Raw genomic sequence first — 15,887 nt, forward strand, 5'->3', positions numbered from 1 at the left:
GCACATTTCAAGATTGGCGGGTAAAAGCCAGATCAGCAGGCGCAGTTCAGGTGCACGTGCTAATCAGCTACTGAGGCTTGTCCGGTGACAGCGGTGGAAGCTGGAATGTACCTTCAGGCGACACGCGCAGGACACCGTCCAGCGCTTCAAGCTGATCCACAACACTGTCGTCACACTGCCCGAAAATGACACCCATGGCACGCTGGACCTGTTCTACTGTCAGCCCGTGTTCTGACGCTTTTTCGCAAATCGTCTCAGCGTCTGCGCCGCCTTTGGCGTCAAAGACAACTTTCACTGATATCTGTGCCATCTCGTCGGTCCGCGTTCAGTATGAACTCTCACAGTAAACATAGGGGCGCCGGCTAAGCCACACCAGCGGCAGCAGGCGGCGATTGAACTAGGCCCGCACCGACATCGCGTGCATCTTCGGAAACAGGTGCGGCTGTTTCGATGATCTTATCCCAAAGCGCCTGTCCTCTCAGGTTTTGATCGGATTCGGCCCAATGCGCCGCGACACCCGCCACATGCGGGCACGCCATACTTGTTCCAGAGAGGGATCTGTACAGACGTGGTGCTGGAACGGATGAGAATACATCAACCCCAGGACCGGCCACATTTACTTCGCCGCCGTCAGGGTTGATACCACCGCTTGAAAAGTCAGCAACGCTGAGTGCCTCATCAACCGCAGCAACGGCCATAATTGATGGTGCGTTGGCCGGGCTGCCGACAGGTGCGACAAACCCCAACCGGCGCGAACTGCTGTTGCCAGCTGCCGCGATGATCAGACTGCCACGGTCGAGCGCCTGGCGCCCCAAAGCTTCGTATTCCGGCGAATAGGTATCGCCTTCACGCACATCGGAGCCGAGCGACATGGAAATCACCTCGCAGCCTTGCTCAATCGCCCAAGCCATACCGGTCAGAACATCACGCTCTCGTCCGCTGCCGCTGTTTGCTAGGACTTTGCCAACATAAAGTTCGGCATCTGATGCGACGCCATATCGGAAATCGCGGTCCGATGTTCGCCCGCCCACCGCTGTTCCAGCGCAATGGGTTCCGTGACCTTGCCCGTCTTGTACGTCTTCGCCGGTGACAAAGCTTTCAGACACGATCGTGCGATCTGCAAAGTCAGGATGCTGCAGGTCAAGCCCGGTATCCAGAACGGCCACCTTGATACCAGCGCCAGTGTAACGGCTGGCCCAAGCGCCAACTGCGTCAACGCCCCATGTCTTTTGATCGTCATCCTGAATCGTCTTAAGGGCAAAGAGATAAAGTTCGGGCCGCACGGAAAGCACGCGATCATCGTCCATCAGGTTTGCCCGAATGCTCTCGGATTGCGCGGCACCAACTTGGGCGGAAATGAAACCTATGTTCACGTTCTCAAGGACAATTGCTGGGGCCTCGTCAGCGCTTTCTGGCAGTCGCCCGGCACGTGATGCGAAAGTCTGGACATCTGCACCAGACAGGCTAGCAAGTATACTTTGTTGTGTGGACAGATCGACATCCGGCTTAAACAGGACAATGCTGCCCCCGGTTTCACGTGGTGATTGTATCTCGAAGGTTGTCTTTGACATTGCGGCCTCTTGATCAGTTTAGGTCATTTGGCGAGCGATATAGTGACGTGGCGGCAACTCGGCCGCGATGTTTGCAACACAAACGTAGCTGAAGCCATCTTGGTGATCCTGAAGGTCGAATGAACACAAGATGAACATTGGATTAGGCGAAGCTAAGGATAATTTCATTTCTTTGGCAGGGTACGCTCGACAACAGAACTTTGGGTCTGACAGCCACGAACTACTCAAAAGGATCCTGACCTGCCGAACTACTTCTGAGAGGCGAATGGCGACGAAATGATTGATTCTGTTAAAAAATCAGATTTCGCCAGCGGGTGATAAAATTGTCGGCTCTACAGCGGCAGGCATTCAATCCGGCGAGGAGGGGGTCGAGCAAAACACTGGTTCAGCCATGTGCGAGGCTCGCGCGGCGTCCTGCGCGCAACCAGCGCCGACTTCTCTACAGCAATGCGTTTTGGCGAAAAAGTGGAAGGACGGCTTTTTGAGCGAAGCACGCGGCGGGCATGTCTCAACGGATCCGCCAAACATTCCACATCCGCATGCAAAAGCCGTAGTTCCGTGAGTGGTGTGTGGCCGGCTTTGGCGAGCGAAATATCAATCAGCGGATCAACCCAAGCTGCAGGGCGCAGGAGTGTTGGGGCGGTGGCTTATCTGCGGGCCCAATCGCATCGAACACTAAGACAGATAAGTGTTGAACCACCCGATTGTCCGTTCCCACGCCAATTCAGCCATGGCCTCATCGTAGCGCGGCGTGCTGTCGTTGTGGAAACCATGGTTTGCGCCTTCGTAGATGTAGGCCTCGTACACCTTGTCATTCGCTTTCAGGGCCGCTTCGAAGTCGGGCCACCCCGCGTTGATGCGCTCGTCCAGCTCTCCCATCTGGATCAATAACGGGGCTTCGATTTTCGGGACGTCACCTGACGCGGGTTGCCGCCCATAAAAGGGGACCCCGGCGGCTAGTTCCGGGTATGCCACGGCAATCGCGCCGACCACACCGCCGCCATAGCAAAAACCGACAGCGCCGACGCTGCCAGTGCTGTCGTCACGTGAAAGCAGATGTTCGAAACCGGCGAAGAAGTCATTCATCAACGCGACCCCATCAACGGTTCGTTGAAGTTCGCGACCGTCGGCGTCATTTCCCGGATAGCCGCCAACCGATGTCAGGCCATCCGGCGCCAACGCCATGAACCCCGCCTTTGCCAAACGGCGCGCAACGTCTTCGATGTACGGGTTGAGGCCGCGGTTTTCATGGATCACCAGAACCGCAGGCAGTGGCCCGTCCGCCGCGGCCGGCCGCACCAGATAGCCACGCACATCCCCCGTGCCATTCGGTGAAGGATACATAATGTAATCGGCGCGTATGTCAGCATCATTGAACGACACTTGCTGTGCCATCGCGTAGTTGGGGCTGAGCATGTCCAGCAGCGCCACTGCCGTCAGACCACCGACGGCAAACCTGGCCGCACGGTCCAGAAACTCGCGTTTCGTGATCTTTCCGTGCGCGTAAAAGTCGTACAGATCAAGAAGCTCTTGATCGAAGTCCTTGGCTGTCATGCGGTTCATTGAAAGTCTCCCTTGTGGTGAATGGTGTGGTGGAGCAGTGTTAGCTTGGGCGGGATCGGCGCGTCCCGGGTCTCTCGAAAGAGGCTCATTGATTGTCAGAGGACACTGAGCCGTCCGAGGCTGGGACAGCTCGGCCCGAAATCATACGCGTCAGTGTCGGGTCCCGGTCTATCAGATGATGTTTGAGCGCAGCCGCGATGTGCAGCACCACAATCGTGCACAGGCCAAGGCCAACATATTGGTGAATTGCAGATGACATAGCCACGATCCAAGGTACTTCTGCCACGCCCGGGATCGAGAACCAGCCAAACACGCTCACGTCTCGCCCGCGAAAGATGGTAAATCCTATGCCGGAAAGCGGCATGATCAGGATACCTGACAACAGGCTCCAATGCACCCATTTCGAAAGCCGGTGCTGCCAGCGTGGCATGGTCGAGACCGGTTCGGGAAAGCCCCGCATGACTCGCCAGGCCATACGCCAAGCGCCGTAGATAAGAACAAGGACACCGACTGAGCGGTGGACTCCGATCAAAGGTCGGCGCGCTTCACGCTCCAACCCGCCATATTCAAGGTAAAGCCCAAACAGCAGCATCCCGATGATCGCGATTGCAATGATCCAGTGATTCAGGCGCGAGATGAAATCATAGTGCATATGTTAGTTCCTCAAACGTGATGCAGAACAGCGGTTGACGGTCACGACGCAAGCTCGGCTTCAAGCCGCCTCATCTCTTCCGCCTGCGGCTTTGAGAAACCGGCCAGCAGCCGATAGACCACGGGTGTGACAAACAGAGTGGCCAATGTGGCCAGACCCAGCCCACCAACAATCACCCACCCCAGCGACACGCGCGCCTCTGCCCCGGCACCTGTCGACACCACCAGCGGCACGCCGCCCAGCACGGTTGAGACCATCGTCATCATGACCGGGCGCAGGCGTTGCAGGGCCGCGCCCTCGATTGCATCACGGACGTTCAAGCCGGTGTCCCGCAACTGGTTTGCAAATTCTACGATCAGGATGCCGTTCTTGGCCATGATCCCCACCAGCAGAACCAGACCGATCTGGCTGTAGACATTCAGGCTGATGCTCGTGAAGGCCAGCGCAAACACGGCGCAGGCAAGGCCAAGCGGAATGGTTCCTACGATGATGAGGCTGGACAGAAAACTCTCGAACTGTGCGGCCAGGACGAGGATGACGATCACGATGGCAAAGCCGAACACCATGCCAAGGCCGCTGGATGTCTCGTCCAGCGTTGCCGCTTCGGACAACGGGATCAGTCCGACATCGGGCGGCAGGATGCTGGTCGCTGCCGCCTCGATCCGCTCGATCCCGTCGCGCAAGGCCACGTCATCAGAAAGCTCTGCCGAAATGGTGATCGCGCGCAGCTGTTCCTCGCGGTCCAGCGACGGAGCTACGGCCATTTCCTGAACCGACACAATGGACGACATCGGGACGATCCGGTCGTCCGATGCTTTGAGAAAGATGTTTTCGAGGTCGGTGGGATCGTCGACCGGGTGGGTGGTCGAGATCAGTTTGACCGGGATCGCATCGCCATCAACAAACACCTCTCCAACCTCGTCGCCATCCAAGAGGGCGCGCATGGCGTCGGAAAGACCGCCGATATCAATGCCCAGATCTTCCGCCCTCTCGCGGTCGACGTCGATCAGGATCTGCGGTTGCGTGGTCTCGTAGGACAGCTGGATGCGGCCCATGTCCGGGTCTTGCTCCAACTCGGCCATCAATGCGTCAGCAGCCGTCGCAAGCACGTCATAGTCGCTGCCGGTAATGGCCATGCGCAGCCCTTGCCCACCGCCCCTGATGCCCAGCGAATTGGGTTGGATGACAAAGGCACGCACCCCGTTCACCGACGCGATAAGCTGGTTCATCTCGGCCACGATCTCGCTCTGGCTGCGCGTGCGTTCATCCCAGGGCGCCAAGGTCATGACCATACGTCCCTCGTTGCTGCTGCCGCGCCCAACGATGGAGAAGATGTATTCGACTTCTCCACTGTCTCGAAACGGTTGAAAAAGCGCTTCGATCTGGCGTTGTTGGCTTTCGGTGTAGTCCAGACTGACGCCCTGGGGCGCACTGATCCGCAACAGCGCGACAGCACGGTCCTCCGGCGGGGTCAATTCCTCTTCCAACGTGCCGTATGTGATCCAGGCTGAGCCCGAGCAAATGGCTGCGGCAGTTATTACGACAAGCGGGGCTGACAGGCAGTAACGCAAAATGGCTGCGTATCTGCGGCTGCCCCATGCACCGACATGCCCGACAAGGCCGGTTGGGACTTTGGCCTCTTCGGGCACGCGGCGCGACAGCAGGCGCGAGGCGAGCATCGGACAAAGCGACAGCGCGACGAAAGAAGAAATGGTAACCGCAATGGCAAGGACGTACCCAAACTCGCGGAACAGGCCGCCCGACGTGCCGGGTAGGAAGGACAGCGGAATGAAGACGGCCGCCAGCGTGGCCGTTGTCGTGATGACCGCAAAGAACACCTCGCGTGTGCCCCGCACCGCGGCGGCCCGGACCGGCATACCCGCATCCCGCTTTTTGACGATGTTTTCCAAAACGACAATGGCGTCATCCACGACCATGCCGGTCGCCAGAACCAGCGCCAGCAGCGTGATGATGTTGATCGAGAAACCCGCCAACCAGATGCCACCAATGGTCCCGATCAAGGCCACAGGCAGCGTCAGCGCAGGGATGAGCGTCGCCCGCACATTCCGCAGGAATACATAAATCACCCCGACCACAATCGTGATGGCCAGCCCGAGCGATTTCAACACTTCTACAATTGAGCCATTGATGAATGTAGCGTCGTCGCTGGTCACCGCGATATCGACGCCCTCGGGCAATGCGTCCTGCATCGCCGCAACGACATCACGCACGCTGTTGGAGATGCTCAGCGTGTTCGAACCGGCCTGCCGGATGATGTTGAGCCCAAGCCCCGAATGACCGTTGGCCAGCAGCACCGAGGATTCTGCATCTGGTCCAAGGGTCACGACAGCGATATCGGCCAGTCGGACATCATCGGCGATGATCAGGCGATTGAAATCCTCCGGTGTGCGCAACGAGGCTGTCGCGCGAACCGTGAAATCCTGCGCGCTGCTTTCCAGAGATCCGGCAGGCACGTCCAGCGCCACATCATCCAAGGCATCTATCAAATCAGCGACCGTCAGGCCGCGCGTGGCAAGCTGCGCCTGATCGATATCGATCAGGAAAGTCTGTTCGCGTTCGCCAAATACCGAGACTTCGGCCACACCTTCGACGGCAGATAGGCGATCCACCACCTCTTCATCGACAAGGTCTGTCAGCGCGTCGATTTCCATTGTCTCTGACGTTACGGCCAATCGCATGATTGGTTCCGCATCCGCGTCCGCCTTCACAATCGTCGGGTCATCGTCGATATCGTCAGGCAGGCTGTTGCCGATCCGGCCGATCTCGTCCCGCATATCTGAGGCCGCGACGTTCAGATCAGTGCTCGTCGTGAACTCGACGGTGACGCGGCTTTCCTCGTAGGACGATGACGAAGACATCGATTTGACACCCGACACCTGCGCGGCTGCGGATTCCACGATGCCGGTCACTTCCTGATCCATGGTCTCTGACGATGCGCCGGAATAGGAGGTCCTGATCGTGATCGTCGGGCTGTCCACCTCCGGCAGCTCACGAACGGCAACCCCCGAAAGCGCGGCAAGGCCACCGACAAGGATCAGCATGTTGACGACAATCGCGAGAACGGGTCGCCGCACAAAAAGGGCTGTCATGTCAGACAGGGTGGACGGGGCCGTCGCAGGCGCCTCTTGAGCCATCCGCCTACCCCTCCGTTTCAGAGGTGGACGGCGGGGACAGGTCGGCGCGGTCCTTGCCGGGTCGGGCGTCCACGTCCGGCACAGCAGCGCCCTGCACGACGACCCGGGCGCCATTGCGCACGTTCAACCCGCCTTCGGTGACCACTTCTGCGTCGATCCCGATGTCCGAGGCGATCAGGATGTATTCGACATTGCGCTGAATAATCTCGGCACTCGTGCGCGTGGCAACACCGTCTTCCACGACCCAGATATAGGAGCCCTCGGCGTCCCAATTCACCGCCAGCGGGTCGACGGCGGGATAGGTATCGCCGTCAAAAGCCGTCGTGACGCTGAACGACATGCCGGGGCGGATCAGGTCGTCCGGGTTGTCGATCAACGCGCGCACCTGGATCGTTCGACTGTCGACCTGCACCCGGCTGCCGATCGCACTGATTTGCCCGTCGAGCTGCATGCCGGACAGGGCCAGTGGCGTTGCCGTGACCTGCTGGCCGAGCGCAAGCAAGCCCACAAACCTTTCAGGTAACCAGAAATCGACCATGACTTGTGATCTGTCGTCGACCATGGCGATCTCGGTCGAGGTGGAGACATAGTCACCAATCTCGACCGGAACGATGCCCACAACGCCACCAATAGGCGAAAAGATCGAACGCCGCTCTAGCGTAACCTCTGCCTCGCGCAAGGCGAGTTCCGCGTCATCCCGCTCTGCCTGCAGCGTGTCGAGTTCCGTCTGCGAGGCCACATTGGACTGAGCCAGACGTTCGTACCGCGCATACTCGGCTTCGGCCAAACGAAGGGTCACAGCCGCCCGGTCCCGTGCGATTTGCTCAGTGTCTGCATCCAGCCGGGCCAGCAAGTCACCCACGGCAACGATATCTCCGGAAGCGACTGCCACATGGGTCAGCATACCGCTCTCGAACGGAACGACCGAAACAGAGCGCAATGCCTCAGCAGAGCCTATTGCTTGTGCCGTTTCGCTGATCGTCTCCGTGGACACCGCTGCGGTGGTCACGATCGCCGCTGACCTGCCACGTTGCCCACGCGGAGCTCTGACCTCGCTTGCATCCACTGTTTGATCGTCTGATCTGGAAATCGCTTCAAGAAGGTTAGACGGAACACCCAACCCGCCCAGGGCAGTGTTGAAATCCGGAGAGTAATGTGACGCAACCAGCGTTGCGCATGAAACCAACCCAAGTGTTGCGAGGACTTGCTTTGCCAGGTTCATAACTGCCCCCATCGTGCCCGGGACGATCCCATCAAGCATATCGAATAGTGCTGCTTAAACGGCCTGGTTCCAGAACGTCGGATACTTCCGACCCGCTTTGCGCGCGCCCACAGCGGTGTGGTGATCAATAGTCCCGTCATGCGTTTTCCAGTTTGCACGTCAGCCTCCGTCGCTGGGTGTGCGGGGATCGAACATTTACTCGATGGTGACACGGCAAAGGATGGTGTTGTCCCGCTCTAGGTCGGGGCCCCAGATGAACTGGGCGTCCTCGGACCAACTTACGGTGTCGTAGCCATCCTTCGGATCGACAGCACGGGCCGTATGAAGCGTGGCTTTGGGCCAGTCCGATGCATCAAAGCCCGGGGCGGTCCAGTCCGCTGGCTCTTCGGTCAACTCAAATGCACATGCACCTTTGCCTGCAACCGGATTGCTGGACGCCTCGCATGACCGATCGACCGGGGCGTGGTGCACGACAAGGCAACGCATGTTGTCATCCGTCACGGCAACGGTTTCTCCAGTGTCCACATCCACGAACTGCGCGATCAGGCCCCCATCTCCCATCTGCTGCCGCCGTGACCCGATATATTCCAGGCCAGTGTCGTTCTCCTTGAAATCCATTGCCTTGATCGCAATGGTCATTGGCAACTCAACGGCGAATGTGACGGTTTCGGCGTTGAAAGACCGCTCGGTCGTGATGGGAACACTGTCCTCCAGCACCTTGGTGCCGTTCACCGACATCTCGAACCAATTGTCCGCCCATATGTCCGCGGTGATAGTGAGAGGCTCTGCAAAGGCTGGCGCGACCGTCAGGATAAGGGGTGCTGCAAGGATGGTGCGCATCATGGTCTTTTCCTTCTTGGGTGTCAGTTCAGAAACGAAAGCTGGGCGGATGAGATGACCTTGCCCTCCATGGCGCCGGTCAGCATCTGCCAGTCGACCTGTCGGTCGTCATATCCGGGCAGATCGTCCATGGGCGCGTTCAGGGCGTAGATCGTGATGGTGTATTCGTGCTGCCGATCACCGGGCGAGCATGGCGGAGTATAGCCGGTGTGGGTCCGATCCTTGTCCGCGCCTTCGTCACCGATCGATGTGGGATTGCCACGCTCGATCACGGTGACATCGGCAGGTATGTTCCACAGCAGCCAATAGTGACTGGGGGCGTCCACGCCTTCGGTCGTGCCGCGCGGATAGTGATGCATGGTCAGGGCAAGGCTCTTGGTCCCATCGGGCACACCGTGCCACTCCAGGGGCGGTGACGCGCCGTCGCCGCCATCGCGGACGCATTTCAGATATGCAGGTAAAAAGCTGTCCTCGGTCAGCGCCGGACTCGACAGCGTGAAGGCGTCCTCTGCCAGTGCTTGGCCTTCGAATCCGACGCAACGCAGGTAAGCTATCACAAACGATGCAGCGACACCTTTCATCGGCAATACTCACCGGTAACGACCTCGCCACCATTGGTCACGGTGCGGGTTTCGAACAAATAGCAGTCAGGCGTGTCCGAAGGGCTGTAGCGGATGTAGTAATCCTCGCCCTCGTAACTGTAATCCATGCTGCGGGTGCCGTCGGTACCCTCGGTGAAAACAAGGTTTTCGACGCCGCCGCGCGGTGGCCGGCCCGGTTCCGTACCACGGCCCGTTTCGGCATCAACAAGCGGAGAGACGTGGGGCAACGCGCGGATGTCTGCAACCTCGCCCATGAGACACTGCACGATATACGGCGCACCCTCGGACGTGTGGTACCTGTAGCCAAAAGTTGCGTCCGGCTGCCCGTTGCAAACATCAAGCACCCCGTCCGGAATTGCACTGCCGTCCGGGTTGTTGTCGCCGTAGATCGGGAAACCGTCGAACGCCCATCCGATGATCGCGGTGTTCCCGGCGTTTTCCATCTGGGCAATCATGCAAACAGGCTTGACGTGATAGTGGTAGTCATCCCCGCGCCCGGCATGGCCGCCGCACACATCAAGTTGCTGGGTTTGCAACGTATCATGCTGGGTCTGGTGGTGGTAAAGGTCCTCCTCCGTCATCTCACCACCGCCCGTGTAGTCAAAGATCGGCACACCGTTCACGGCCACGCCGAGCGCCGCGTCGCGTGTTTGTGGTGTATCGCCCAACACGGCCACTAATGGGATCGACGCGTCATAGCCCGGGGCGGGCACTGGCACTTGTTCATTGGTCCCGGTGATGCCTGTCATCATCTCGTGGTCGGGATATGTGTTTGACGAAATCACGGCTGCGCCGTTCTCGCAGGTGACGGTCACATCGTCGGAAAACCCCGCCTCTTCCACCGACGCGATGACGGCGGCGCAGTGCTCTTCCGCGCTGTGGGCGAGTGCCGCGCCTGACATGATGCCTACAGAGGTCGAGAGAAGAGCAAAGGTCAAAAACGGTTGTTTGATCGAGAAGCCCGTTTGCATCTGTGTCCCTCTTCGGTCTGAGAGGTGCCGCCTGATCACAAAGAGCATAGCGACACCTTTGATGTAAAACAGGGGCGGCACAGGTCGCCGTCAGCCAGTTACTCTTGCGGTGCGGGTCGCCCGGGCCGCTGCAGGGTCAGCGTTCCATCGCCATCGCGGTCCATCCGTTCGACAAAGCGCGCAACGCTGCGCTCCATCTCTTCCGGCGCGATTTGGCCGTCGCCGTCTGCATCAAGCCTTTGGAAGGCGTCGACCATCCGCGAGCGCGTGAGGCTGCGGTACAGCGTATCGAACTCTTCGATGGACAGGGCGCCATCGCCAGATGCGTCCACCTCTGCCACCAGCGCGTTGCGGTAGGTTTCGATCTCCTCTGGCGTGACGGCGCCATCGCTGTCTGCATCGGCTGCGTCAAAGATATCGCGCAGCATCTCGCCACCGCGCATCTTGCCGCCGTGGCCACGCATGCGCTTTCCACCGTGGTCATCGCGCATGTCGGCTTTGGTCATCTTGCCTTCGGTGGCCGGGGGCGGGGTTGGGGCGGCGCTGTCTTGCGCATTGGCGATGACGGCGCCAATGCCAGATATGCTTAGGGCAATTGCGGTCACAGCCAGTATTTTCGGTCGGTTCATCGGTTGTCCTTTCCTTGGAAATCGAGGCGCCGTTTCGCCTCGTCTGATTTCCATATGGACATGTCGTGCCAGAAAGGTTTGTCGGGCGGGGATCTTGTTTGTCGCGATCTGTCGCAATGGCCAGCGCTGACACAAATTGCGACAAATGAAATGGCGCTCAGACTCGGAGCGCGGGCCACATGCCGCTAGAACAGGCACAAACCGGACCGTTACAGGAGACGAAATGGAGCAGACGGCCCCTCAGGTGATGATCGTGGACGATGCCCGCGACATCCGCGAACCGCTGGACAAGTATCTGCGGAAGCAGGGCCTGCGCACACAGATGGCCGCCAATGCGATGGAAGCCCGCAGCCTGTTGGAAGAGAGTGATCCGGCCCTGATCGTGCTGGACGTGATGATGCCGGGCGAAGACGGGCTAAGCCTGTGTCGATGGCTGGTGGCTCGCGGTGGCCCACCTGTAATCCTGCTGACCGCGATGGCGGATGAGACTGACCGCATCGTGGGTTTGGAGCTTGGCGCCGACGATTACGTGGTCAAGCCGTTCAACCCCCGCGAACTTGTGGCGCGCATCCGCGCTGTACTGCGTCGCAGACCACCCCCGCGCCGCAGGTGGCCAAGGGGCGCAGAAGGTTCGGCTCCTGGACGCACGACCCCGATGCGCAGGAAGTGCGGCACACGGATGGGCGCGCCGTTGCCCTGACATCCGGGGAAAGCCGTTTGCTGGGTGTCCTGCTTGATCATCCACAAACCGTGATGTCCCGCAGCAGCTTGCTGGACCTGACACTCGGTCGTGACGCCAAGGCATATGACCGGGCCATCGACAACAGCGTGAGCCGATTGCGGAGAAAGATTGAAGTGGATGCGTCATCTCCGCGCCTGATCGTCACCGAATGGGGCGGGGGCTACCGGCTCACCGCAGATGTGGAACACGTTTGAACAGGTTGCAACGATTTCTGCCTGACGGCATCGCGGGGCGCTTTGCGCTTCTTCTGACCGTATCGCTTGTCAGTGCAAATCTGCTGGCGCTTGCGGTCCTGTCCTACGAGCGAGATCCGCCTGGATCGCGCGGCGCTGATCGCGCGCGAACAGGAACGCATTGTCTCACTGGTGCCTGCGTTGGAAGCGGCTGTGCCGCAGGCCCGACCTGGGCTGGCCAACTCAGCTTCGACCCGATCGTCCAGAGTGACAGTCGATCCGACGCCCTTTGTGAGAGCTCAACTTGATACGCAGCGTGCCCGCGCCCTCTCCGAGGCGCTGACCGAAGCGCTTGGCGGGCGGGACGTGAGAACTGCAATCAGAGTCCAGCCAGATGATGACAAAGGCGGCAGGAGGGTGGCCGTCGCGGCATCCGTGCGCCTGGTTGTCGCCGAGGATGGGGAAGCGCAATGGCTGAACATTCGGTCACGCGGCAAGCGCCCGCCGCCGCCATGGATCGAAGAAGGTGCATTCCTTTTAATCCTTGGACTGTCACTGGCCGCCATATTGGGGGTCGGTCTGATCTTCGTGCACCGCTTGACTCAACCGTTGACCGAACTTGCCACCGCCGCCCGCGGTGCAGGCCGTGGGGATCGCACGGTTCTAATCAAGACAGAGGGGCCGCGCGAGATGCGAGACGCCGCGGCGGCCTTTAACGATATGCAGGTGCGCATCGCCCGCTTCGACGCAGAACGCATGCGCATGCTCGCCGCCGTGGGCCATGATCTGCGCACACCGATTACCAGCTTGCGCATCCGGGCCGAGATGCTTGAGCCCGAGGACAGCGACGCGATGATCCGTACACTCGAAGAGATGACGGTGATGGCTGACGGGCTCGTAGCCTATGCCCGCGGAAGCGGAGAGAGCGAGGCGATGCGCGACCTAGACCTCGGCGCGCTGGTTGAACGGGCCTGTGCGGAGCGGGGGGCCTCTTTCGAATGTGATGACCCAGTCACTGTTCGTGGCCGTCTGGTCGCACTTGTGCGCGCAATCGGCAATCTCCTCGACAACGCTTCGCAATATGGAAATACCGCCCGCGCGACGGTGACCCGCGATGCAGACATGGCTGTCATAACGATCGATGACGACGGCCCGGGCATCAGCGAAGACAAACTTGCTGACGTTTTCGACCCCTTCGTGCGGGGCGACGACAGTCGCAACAGCAATACGGGGGGCGCTGGGCTCGGGCTGGCCATCGTTCGCGACGTCATCGCGGCCCATGGCGGAACGGTGACGCTCACCAACCTGCCAACTGTTGGCCTGCGCGCAACTGTAAGGCTACCACTCGCAAATTAAAGCCAGCAAAGATGGCTGAGGAGCCACCAGCTAAAGATTCAGTTGTGCAAAGCTCCGGCGCGAAGACGAGGAATGGTGGAGATGCGAAGCGCCCTCAAGCATCGGTGGACCCGGTTCCTGATGAAAGTGGACACACGTGATCGTTAGGGTGAATGACTGTCGATGAGTCCAACTTGTTCGTGCGGCAAGCTACGGCGAAAAGCAACATGGCATCATGATGTAAGGCGACGGGCTTAGGCGATGTACCTACGCAGTTCGTCCTGACACGTTGTCGTTTCTCTTGCGGATTTCATGCAAACACCACGCGCCGACTGCACTGCATCTTGGCGTGCGGTGGCAAGTAGTCACATCCAAGATACCATCTCAAACGAGAGCATCACAAACGGTCCGAACACCTCAAAGCCTGTAATCAGCAAAGCACCAATTAAGAAGAAGAGGCAAAATTGCACGAGGCCTAATCGGGCGCGATTTTATGAGTGACCTGTGGCAGTTCTTGCCGTTAGCCACTTTTTGCGCTTCAAAATACCAAGGTTTATCATGAACGCAGTGGCAATGATGAGCGTCCCCGCCATCTCGGCTGCGTTCGGAACTGCGCCCAACACGACACTTGCAATTCCAAGTGCAACGATGGGGGTGAAGACGGGCAACAGCGCCGAAACATGCACCGGCAGCGATCGGGCAGCGCCGATTAGGGTCACGACGCTGATAAAGCCACCGACAAGTCCCTGCATGAAGACTTGTAGGGCAATTGCTGATGAAGGCGTCACTAGCAGCGTCTCGGAGGCTGTAATGGCCGGCAACGGCACTGCGATGATGGCGGAGCCGCCGGTGACTGCCAGGGTACCTTCGACTATGGGGATTTGCCACAGGCGGAGCAGCACGGTTTAGCCCCCCACATTGCGCCAGCCAGCACGAACAGCGCCGCACCCCGCGCCCAGGTCCCGCCTAGTCCTTTGAGGTCAAGCCCGACCATTATGGCAAGACCTGCGCACATGATCGTAGCCCTAATCAGGCGGTCGGAAGTGATATTTTCCCGAAGCAGCAGGTGCCCCAAAACACTTCCTGTGACGAACACGGCGACCGGCGTAAAGAGCAACCTGTGTGACATGGGGGCATGAACATAACCGCTAGCGGCGAACAGTCCAAACAACGGGCCGCCCAGCAGGATCAGGACCATTAGCCGTCGTACCGGAATGACAACTGCCTTGCCGCACATGTGCAGGACTGTAAGTATCGGTATCACGATGAGCCCAGGCACTGCAAAGCGCATGAAGGCCAGCGCGTGGGGTGATGGCCTGTGTCGATGCCGTGTTTGGTGGCAACATTGTATCCCGACCAGCACAGGACCGTCAGGAAGCCAAAGAGTGGTCCGGTGTTCCGTTTTGTTAGCATTTTCGCCTCCATCACGAGTTGGGACGAGAATGGCCCTTCGTAGAGATACCTTCCAATGCTAAATAGTGTAGCAAATGATAGCTTCGAGGCATGGAAATGGAGTTGCGACATCTGAGATACTTTGTGGCCGTCGCTGATCATGGGGGGATCACTCATGCAGCCGAACGCCTTAACATTGCCCAACCGGCAGTGTCCCGTCAGATCCGGGACCTTGAGGCTGAGCTAGGTGTTGAGCTGCTTGTCCGCGAAGGACGCCGCGTGATCCTAAGCGATGCCGGGCGTGCCTTTGCCGAACGCGCACGGGCGGTCCTGGCGGCATCGAACGATGCCGCAGAGGAAGCGCGACGCATCGCCAGAGGGGAAGCGGGCCACCTGCGCATTGGCTTGCTGGAAAGTGCGTCCTGGTCTGGGCATCTGCCACAAGCGCTAAGCCGATTTGCCCGCACCTATCCGGATGTGCGCATGGATGTTGTACCCATGGGATCGGTAGAACAGATCAATGCGGTCCTGGCAGAAGATCTGGACGCGGCCTTTGTATACCGGCAGGAAAACCTTGTTGATGAGGCCTTGTCGATCCTGCCGCTGCGCGTCGACAATGTCATGTTGGCCGCCTCGGTCGACCTCGACTTCGAAAAGGAAGGGGCACTCGACCTTGGAGACATCGACGGGTTACCCATCGTGTCCTTCCCACGCGCTGTAGCGCCCGCTTACCATGATGCGTTGAACGCTGCTCTGGCTCGCATCGGATTTGATCCGACCATCGTGCAGGAAGCCGAGAATGAAACAACGATGCTCAGCCTCGTTTCGGCAGGGGTCGGCTGCGCCATTGTAAACTCGGCCAACAAGCACCGCCCTCCCGAGCATGTGCGTTTTCATGAGGTAAAGGGCCTATCGGTTCCGATAGAGTTTCTTTTTGTCGCCCGGCAAAACGCCGGAGATCTGACGCAAAGGCTTCGAGTAATCGTGGAAGATATAAATGCCCAAAAGGCATGAATGAAATATTTTTATAGAATTTTTCA

The 15,887-nt window shown here is 59.2% G+C and carries 15 protein-coding genes; 4 read left to right on the plus strand and 11 right to left on the minus strand.

Annotated elements, in window-relative coordinates; translation table 11 throughout:
• Positions 1 to 67 precede the first annotated feature (67 nt).
• From ACZ1HN_RS08255 to ACZ1HN_RS08300, 10 genes are all read right to left on the minus strand, one after another.
• Entirely contained in the window at positions 68 to 310 is a 243-nt protein-coding gene (locus ACZ1HN_RS08255) for a hypothetical protein (RefSeq protein WP_299604802.1), read from the minus strand.
• Between the two features lie 52 nt (positions 311 to 362).
• Positions 363 to 1,571 (minus strand): S8 family serine peptidase, encoded by a 1,209-nt coding sequence (locus tag ACZ1HN_RS08260; RefSeq protein WP_472727133.1) that lies wholly within the window; start codon positions 1,569 to 1,571, stop codon positions 363 to 365.
• Positions 1,572 to 2,246: 675 nt separating this feature from the next.
• Entirely contained in the window at positions 2,247 to 3,134 is an 888-nt protein-coding gene (yghX, locus tag ACZ1HN_RS08265; RefSeq protein WP_472727134.1) for a YghX family hydrolase, read from the minus strand.
• Positions 3,135 to 3,219: 85 nt separating this feature from the next.
• Entirely contained in the window at positions 3,220 to 3,786 is a 567-nt protein-coding gene (locus ACZ1HN_RS08270) for a cytochrome b (RefSeq protein ID WP_472727135.1), read from the minus strand.
• Positions 3,787 to 3,827: 41 nt separating this feature from the next.
• Entirely contained in the window at positions 3,828 to 6,941 is a 3,114-nt protein-coding gene (locus tag ACZ1HN_RS08275) for an efflux RND transporter permease subunit (protein ID WP_472727136.1), read from the minus strand.
• A gap of 4 nt (positions 6,942 to 6,945) precedes the next feature.
• Complete coding sequence (locus ACZ1HN_RS08280; RefSeq protein WP_472727137.1) at positions 6,946 to 8,163, minus strand: efflux RND transporter periplasmic adaptor subunit; 1,218 nt, start codon at positions 8,161 to 8,163, stop codon at positions 6,946 to 6,948.
• Between the two features lie 195 nt (positions 8,164 to 8,358).
• A complete protein-coding gene (locus ACZ1HN_RS08285) occupies positions 8,359 to 9,006 on the minus strand; it encodes a PEBP family protein (RefSeq protein WP_472727138.1) in 648 nt (215 codons plus the stop codon).
• Between the two features lie 20 nt (positions 9,007 to 9,026).
• Complete coding sequence (locus ACZ1HN_RS08290; protein ID WP_299604785.1) at positions 9,027 to 9,560, minus strand: YbhB/YbcL family Raf kinase inhibitor-like protein; 534 nt, start codon at positions 9,558 to 9,560, stop codon at positions 9,027 to 9,029.
• A gap of 20 nt (positions 9,561 to 9,580) precedes the next feature.
• A complete protein-coding gene (locus ACZ1HN_RS08295) occupies positions 9,581 to 10,576 on the minus strand; it encodes a YHYH protein (protein ID WP_472727139.1) in 996 nt (331 codons plus the stop codon).
• A gap of 98 nt (positions 10,577 to 10,674) precedes the next feature.
• Positions 10,675 to 11,205, minus strand: coding sequence for an EF-hand domain-containing protein (locus ACZ1HN_RS08300; protein ID WP_472727140.1), 531 nt, complete (start codon positions 11,203 to 11,205; stop codon positions 10,675 to 10,677).
• Between the two features lie 223 nt (positions 11,206 to 11,428).
• On the opposite strand from ACZ1HN_RS08300, the gene ACZ1HN_RS08305 reads away from it, so the two are divergent.
• The 3 genes from ACZ1HN_RS08305 to ACZ1HN_RS08315 all read left to right on the plus strand — a co-directional run bounded on the left by ACZ1HN_RS08305 (position 11,429) and on the right by ACZ1HN_RS08315 (position 13,476).
• Positions 11,429 to 11,905 (plus strand): response regulator transcription factor, encoded by a 477-nt coding sequence (locus ACZ1HN_RS08305; protein ID WP_472727141.1) that lies wholly within the window; start codon positions 11,429 to 11,431, stop codon positions 11,903 to 11,905.
• Positions 11,872 to 12,141 carry a winged helix-turn-helix domain-containing protein gene (locus ACZ1HN_RS08310; RefSeq protein ID WP_472727142.1) on the plus strand — a complete coding sequence of 90 codons (270 nt, stop codon included), beginning with the start codon at positions 11,872 to 11,874 and terminating at the stop codon, positions 12,139 to 12,141. The genes ACZ1HN_RS08305 and ACZ1HN_RS08310 overlap by 34 nt, the downstream gene beginning before the upstream one ends.
• A gap of 90 nt (positions 12,142 to 12,231) precedes the next feature.
• Entirely contained in the window at positions 12,232 to 13,476 is a 1,245-nt protein-coding gene (locus tag ACZ1HN_RS08315) for an ATP-binding protein (protein WP_472727143.1), read from the plus strand.
• Between the two features lie 470 nt (positions 13,477 to 13,946).
• Here ACZ1HN_RS08315 and ACZ1HN_RS08320 read toward each other — a convergent pair whose 3' ends face one another.
• Entirely contained in the window at positions 13,947 to 14,357 is a 411-nt protein-coding gene (locus tag ACZ1HN_RS08320; RefSeq protein ID WP_472727144.1) for a hypothetical protein, read from the minus strand.
• A 601-nt stretch (positions 14,358 to 14,958) separates the two neighbouring features.
• Here ACZ1HN_RS08320 and ACZ1HN_RS08325 point away from each other — a divergent pair.
• Positions 14,959 to 15,861, plus strand: a complete 903-nt coding sequence (locus tag ACZ1HN_RS08325; RefSeq protein WP_472727145.1) for a LysR family transcriptional regulator — start codon at positions 14,959 to 14,961, stop codon at positions 15,859 to 15,861.
• Positions 15,862 to 15,887: the final 26 nt, after the last annotated feature.

It is taken from the genome of Tateyamaria sp. GN1-10, from assembly GCF_055693845.1.

What these genes read in the sequence shown, in the direction of transcription:
- ACZ1HN_RS08255 (WP_299604802.1), bottom strand. Translation starts at nt 310, where the DNA reads ATGGCACAGATATCAGTGAAAGTTGTCTTTGACGCCAAAGGCGGCGCA.
- ACZ1HN_RS08260 (WP_472727133.1), bottom strand. Translation starts at nt 1,571, where the DNA reads ATGTCAAAGACAACCTTCGAGATACAATCACCACGTGAAACCGGGGGC.
- ACZ1HN_RS08275 (WP_472727136.1), bottom strand. Translation starts at nt 6,941, where the DNA reads ATGGCTCAAGAGGCGCCTGCGACGGCCCCGTCCACCCTGTCTGACATG.
- yghX (WP_472727134.1), bottom strand. Translation starts at nt 3,134, where the DNA reads ATGAACCGCATGACAGCCAAGGACTTCGATCAAGAGCTTCTTGATCTG.
- ACZ1HN_RS08300 (WP_472727140.1), bottom strand. Translation starts at nt 11,205, where the DNA reads ATGAACCGACCGAAAATACTGGCTGTGACCGCAATTGCCCTAAGCATA.
- ACZ1HN_RS08295 (WP_472727139.1), bottom strand. Translation starts at nt 10,576, where the DNA reads ATGCAAACGGGCTTCTCGATCAAACAACCGTTTTTGACCTTTGCTCTT.
- ACZ1HN_RS08325 (WP_472727145.1), top strand. Translation starts at nt 14,959, where the DNA reads ATGGAAATGGAGTTGCGACATCTGAGATACTTTGTGGCCGTCGCTGAT.
- ACZ1HN_RS08280 (WP_472727137.1), bottom strand. Translation starts at nt 8,163, where the DNA reads ATGAACCTGGCAAAGCAAGTCCTCGCAACACTTGGGTTGGTTTCATGC.
- ACZ1HN_RS08285 (WP_472727138.1), bottom strand. Translation starts at nt 9,006, where the DNA reads ATGATGCGCACCATCCTTGCAGCACCCCTTATCCTGACGGTCGCGCCA.
- ACZ1HN_RS08270 (WP_472727135.1), bottom strand. Translation starts at nt 3,786, where the DNA reads ATGCACTATGATTTCATCTCGCGCCTGAATCACTGGATCATTGCAATC.
- ACZ1HN_RS08305 (WP_472727141.1), top strand. Translation starts at nt 11,429, where the DNA reads ATGGAGCAGACGGCCCCTCAGGTGATGATCGTGGACGATGCCCGCGAC.